Source organism: Bacteroides sp. Phil13 (assembly GCF_001940965.1).
Taxonomy (GTDB): domain Bacteria; phylum Bacteroidota; class Bacteroidia; order Bacteroidales; family Bacteroidaceae; genus Bacteroides; species Bacteroides intestinalis.
This window is the reverse complement of the sequence record NZ_MSHA01000089.1, coordinates 1-4,595: the sequence shown is the minus strand read 5'-3', so window position 1 is coordinate 4,595 and position 4,595 is coordinate 1. Positions and strand designations below refer to the sequence as shown.

The 4,595-nt window shown below is 44.6% G+C and carries 3 protein-coding genes; all 3 read left to right on the top strand.

The features are described 5' to 3' along the window. Positions 1 to 171: 171 nt before the first annotated feature. The 3 genes from purB (at position 172) to asnS (ending at position 4,549) form a co-directional block, all read left to right on the top strand. Positions 172 to 1,518, top strand: a complete 1,347-nt coding sequence (gene purB, locus BWI44_RS17935; RefSeq protein WP_138292738.1) for an adenylosuccinate lyase — start codon at positions 172 to 174, stop codon at positions 1,516 to 1,518. 144 nt (positions 1,519 to 1,662) lie between these two features. Beyond that, on the top strand, positions 1,663 to 3,117 hold the full coding sequence (locus BWI44_RS17930; protein WP_195210008.1) for a pseudouridine synthase: 1,455 nt from the start codon (positions 1,663 to 1,665) through the stop codon (positions 3,115 to 3,117). A 28-nt stretch (positions 3,118 to 3,145) separates the two neighbouring features. After that, the gene (gene asnS, locus BWI44_RS17925; protein ID WP_118217164.1) at positions 3,146 to 4,549 is read left to right on the top strand and encodes an asparagine--tRNA ligase; all 1,404 of its coding nucleotides are present in this window, start codon (positions 3,146 to 3,148) and stop codon (positions 4,547 to 4,549) included. Positions 4,550 to 4,595: the final 46 nt, after the last annotated feature.

The following is a 4,595-nucleotide window of genomic DNA, read 5'->3' as shown; positions in this document are numbered from 1 at the left end:
TTCGAATCCGTCAACGCCCACAGATGTAAAATTATTAAATAGCCTTGCAAGTTCTTGCAGGGCTATTTTTTTATCTGTTAACGTCCTTTCTTAACTTTCTTATCTCTTTATGGCTTGTTACTCAGAAAAAAACGCTAATTTTGCGGCTCGATAATTATCAAAATACGACGTATGGAACTTGATTTACTTACAGCTATCTCTCCGATTGATGGTCGATATAGAGGAAAAACGGATGCCTTGGCGGCTTATTTCTCGGAGTTTGCCTTGGTGAAATACCGCGTGCAAGTGGAAGTGGAATACTTCATCACCTTGTGCGAGCTGCCTTTGCCGCAGTTGAAAGGCGTAGACAAAAGTGTATTTGAAACTTTAAGAAATATCTATCGTAACTTCTCAGAAGCTGAAGCGCAGCGTATCAAGGATATTGAGAGTGTGACAAACCACGATGTGAAAGCCGTGGAGTATTTCCTGAAGGAAGAGTTTGATAAGATGGGTGGAATGGATGATTATAAAGAGTTTATTCATTTCGGACTGACTTCACAGGATATCAATAATACTTCTGTGCCTCTGTCTATCAAGGAAGCTCTGGAACAGGTGTACTATCCGCAGATAGAGGAATTGATAGCGCAGCTTCGCACGTATGCGGAAGATTGGGCTGCTATTCCTATGCTTGCTAAGACACATGGTCAGCCGGCTTCTCCTACCCGTTTGGGGAAGGAAGTAATGGTGTTCGTCTATCGTCTTGAACGCCAATTGACTACATTAAAGGCTTGCCCCATTACTGCTAAGTTTGGTGGTGCTACCGGAAATTACAATGCACATCATGTTGCCTATCCGGAGTTTGACTGGAAAGCATTCGGTAACAAATTCGTTGCTGAAAAGTTGGGATTGGAACGCGAAGAGTATACTACGCAGATCTCCAATTATGATAATCTTTCCGCTATCTTTGATGCAATGAAACGCATTAATACAGTGATGATCGATATGAACCGTGACTTCTGGCAATATATTTCCATGGAATATTTCAAGCAGAAGATCAAAGCTGGTGAAGTGGGATCCAGTGCTATGCCGCACAAGGTGAATCCGATTGACTTTGAAAATGCGGAAGGTAACTTGGGTATAGCTACTGCAATTCTGGAACATCTGGCTGTGAAATTGCCGGTATCTCGTTTGCAACGCGACCTGACTGATTCTACTGTATTGCGTAATGTAGGCGTTCCGTTCGGACATATTGTAATTGCCATTCAAAGTTCGTTGAAGGGGTTGCGTAAGTTGTTGCTGAATGAAACTGCTATTTATCGTGATTTGGATAATTGCTGGAGCGTGGTAGCTGAGGCTATTCAGACTATCCTGCGCCGTGAAGCATATCCGCATCCGTATGAGGCATTGAAAGCATTGACCCGTACCAACCAGGCTATTACGGAAGCTTCCATAAAAGAATTTATCGAAGGGTTGAATGTAAGCGAAGAGATTAAGAAAGAATTGCGCGTCATTACTCCCCATACATATACAGGTATTTAAAAAGAGTAGGAAAAAATAGCCGGATAATGAAGCCAACATTTTAAATCTGGTGATTGTTAATATAGTATACATATATAATATAAGGTATAAAAGTGATAATAGAATGGCCGTGAGGCCAACGTTTAATTTTATTCGAATAAAACAATGAGTACAGAAAACGAAACTTGGCGTGACGATTCTTCCAATGAGGAGAATTCAGGCAACAGATTTGACAGAGAAAACAATTACAGCCGTCCGTCTTACAACCGTGAAGGTGGTGACCGACCTTATCGTCCACGTTTTAACAGCGAAAGTGGTGATCGTCCACAGCGTGCTTACAGCAGTGATCGCCCGTATCGCCCGCGCTTTAATCCTAATGCCGAAGGTGGTGAACGTCCACAACGTTCATATGGTGACCGTCCGTCTTACAACCGTGAAGGTGGCGACCGTCCTTATCGTCCGCGCTATAACAGCGAAGGTGGCGATCGTCCGCAACGCCCATCCTATGGAAATAACAGTGGTGGTGACCGTCCTTACCGTCCTCGCTATAACAGTGAAGGTGGTGACCGTCCTCAGCGTCCTTCTTATGGTGACCGTCCTCAGCGCCCACGTTTTAATAGTGGTGATGGTGGACAGCGTTCCTATAACAATGACCGTCCTTATCGTCCACGCTACAATAGTGGTGATGGTGGCGACCGTCCTCAGCGTCCTTATGGAAGTGCATCTTATGGTGGTTCTTCTTATGGCGATCGTCCTCAACGTCCGCGTTTTAATCCCAATGGTGGTGGAAGACCGGGTGGATATGGCCGCCCTCAACAACGCCGTACACCGGATTATGATCCGAATGCAAAGTATAGCCGTAAGAAGCAGATAGAATATAAGGAGCAGTTTACTGATCCTAATGAACCGATCCGTTTGAATAAGTTCTTGGCTAATGCAGGCGTTTGCTCTCGTCGTGAGGCAGATGAATTCATCACAGCAGGTGTGGTTTCTGTAAACGGAGCAGTGGTTACAGAGCTCGGAACCAAGATCAAACGCGGTGACGAAGTGAAATTCCACGATCAGCCGGTAAGTATCGAACGTAAGATCTATATCTTGCTGAATAAGCCGAAAGATACTGTGACTACCTCGGATGATCCGCAGGCACGCCGCACGGTAATGGATTTGGTGAAAGGTGCTTGTGATGAACGTATTTATCCGGTAGGTCGTCTGGACCGCAACACTACAGGTGTATTGCTACTGACGAATGACGGTGATTTGGCTTCTAAGTTGACTCATCCGAAGTTCCTGAAGAAGAAGATTTATCACGTACATACAGATAAGAATGTGACAAAAGCTGATATGGATCAGATTGCAGCTGGTATTCAGTTGGATGATGGTGAAATCCATGCAGATGCTATCAGTTATACGGACGATGTTAGACGGGATGAAGTGGGCATTGAAATCCACTCAGGTAAGAACCGTATTGTTCGTCGTATATTTGAGTCACTGGGCTACAAGGTAGTGAAACTCGACCGCGTATTCTTTGCCGGACTGACTAAGAAGGGCTTGCGTCGTGGCGAATGGCGCTATTTGAGCGAACAGGAAGTAAACTACCTGCGCATGGGCTCTTTTGAGTAATTATATAATATAGGTTTAACACAAATTTATGGAAAAGATTAGTAGAACAAAGATTGTTGACGTATTGAAGCGCGAAGATTTTGGCGCTATGGTCAACGTGAAAGGCTGGGTTCGTACCCGCAGAGGTAGTAAACAAGTTAATTTTATCGCCCTGAATGACGGTTCTACAATAAATAATGTGCAGGTTGTGGTAGATTTGGCAAACTTTGATGAAGAGATGCTGAAAGACATTACTACCGGTGCTTGTCTGAGCGTGAATGGTGAACTGACGGAATCTGTAGGTTCCGGCCAGAAAGCTGAGATTCAGGCTCGTGAAATTGAAGTTCTGGGAACTTGTGATAATACATATCCTTTGCAAAAGAAAGGCCATACACTGGAGTTTCTGCGCGAGATTGCTCACTTGCGTCCCCGTACGAATACTTTTGGTGCAGTGTTCCGCATTCGTCATAACATGGCGATAGCTATCCATACTTTTTTCCATCAGAAAGGTTTCGTCTATTTCCATACACCTATCATCACGGCTTCCGACTGTGAAGGTGCCGGACAAATGTTCCAGGTAACAACGAAGAACCTCTATGATTTGAAGAAGGATGAAGCGGGTTCTATCATTTATGATGACGACTTCTTTGGTAAGCAGGCCAGTCTGACGGTTTCCGGACAGTTGGAAGGTGAACTTGCTGCTACGGCATTGGGAGCTATCTATACGTTTGGTCCTACATTCCGTGCGGAAAACTCCAATACTCCGCGCCATTTGGCTGAGTTCTGGATGGTGGAACCGGAAGTTGCGTTCAATGACATTACGGACAACATGGATCTGGCAGAAGAATTTATCAAGTTCTGTGTGAAGTGGGCTTTGGATAACTGCGCTGATGATGTGAAGTTCCTCAACGATATGTTCGACAAAGGTTTGATTGAACGTCTGCAAAGTGTATTGAAGGAATCTTTCGTACGTTTGCCTTATACGGACGGTATTAAGATACTGGAAGAGGCTGTTGCTAAAGGTCATAAGTTCGAATTCCCGGTATACTGGGGCGTGGACCTGGCTTCTGAGCACGAACGTTATCTCGTGGAAGAACATTTCAAACGTCCGGTTATCCTGACTGACTATCCGAAGGAAATCAAAGCGTTCTACATGAAGCAGAACGAAGATGGTAAAACGGTACGTGCAATGGACGTATTGTTCCCGAAGATTGGTGAGATTATTGGTGGTTCCGAGCGCGAAGCGGATTATAACAAGTTGTTGACGCGTATTGACGAAATGCATATACCTATGAAGGATATGTGGTGGTATCTCGATACCCGTAAGTTCGGTACGTGTCCTCACTCAGGTTTTGGTCTGGGCTTTGAGCGTTTGCTTCTGTTCGTGACGGGTATGGCGAATATTCGTGATGTGATACCTTTCCCGCGTACACCGCGTAATGCAGAGTTTTAACTCATAAATAAACAGATGAAGTGGAGATGTGTCAAAACTAAGGCAC

Coding starts and splice junctions, on each gene's coding strand:
- BWI44_RS17930 (WP_195210008.1), top strand. CDS start 1,663: ATGAGTACAGAAAACGAAACTTGGCGTGACGATTCTTCCAATGAGGAG.
- purB (WP_138292738.1), top strand. CDS start 172: ATGGAACTTGATTTACTTACAGCTATCTCTCCGATTGATGGTCGATAT.
- asnS (WP_118217164.1), top strand. CDS start 3,146: ATGGAAAAGATTAGTAGAACAAAGATTGTTGACGTATTGAAGCGCGAA.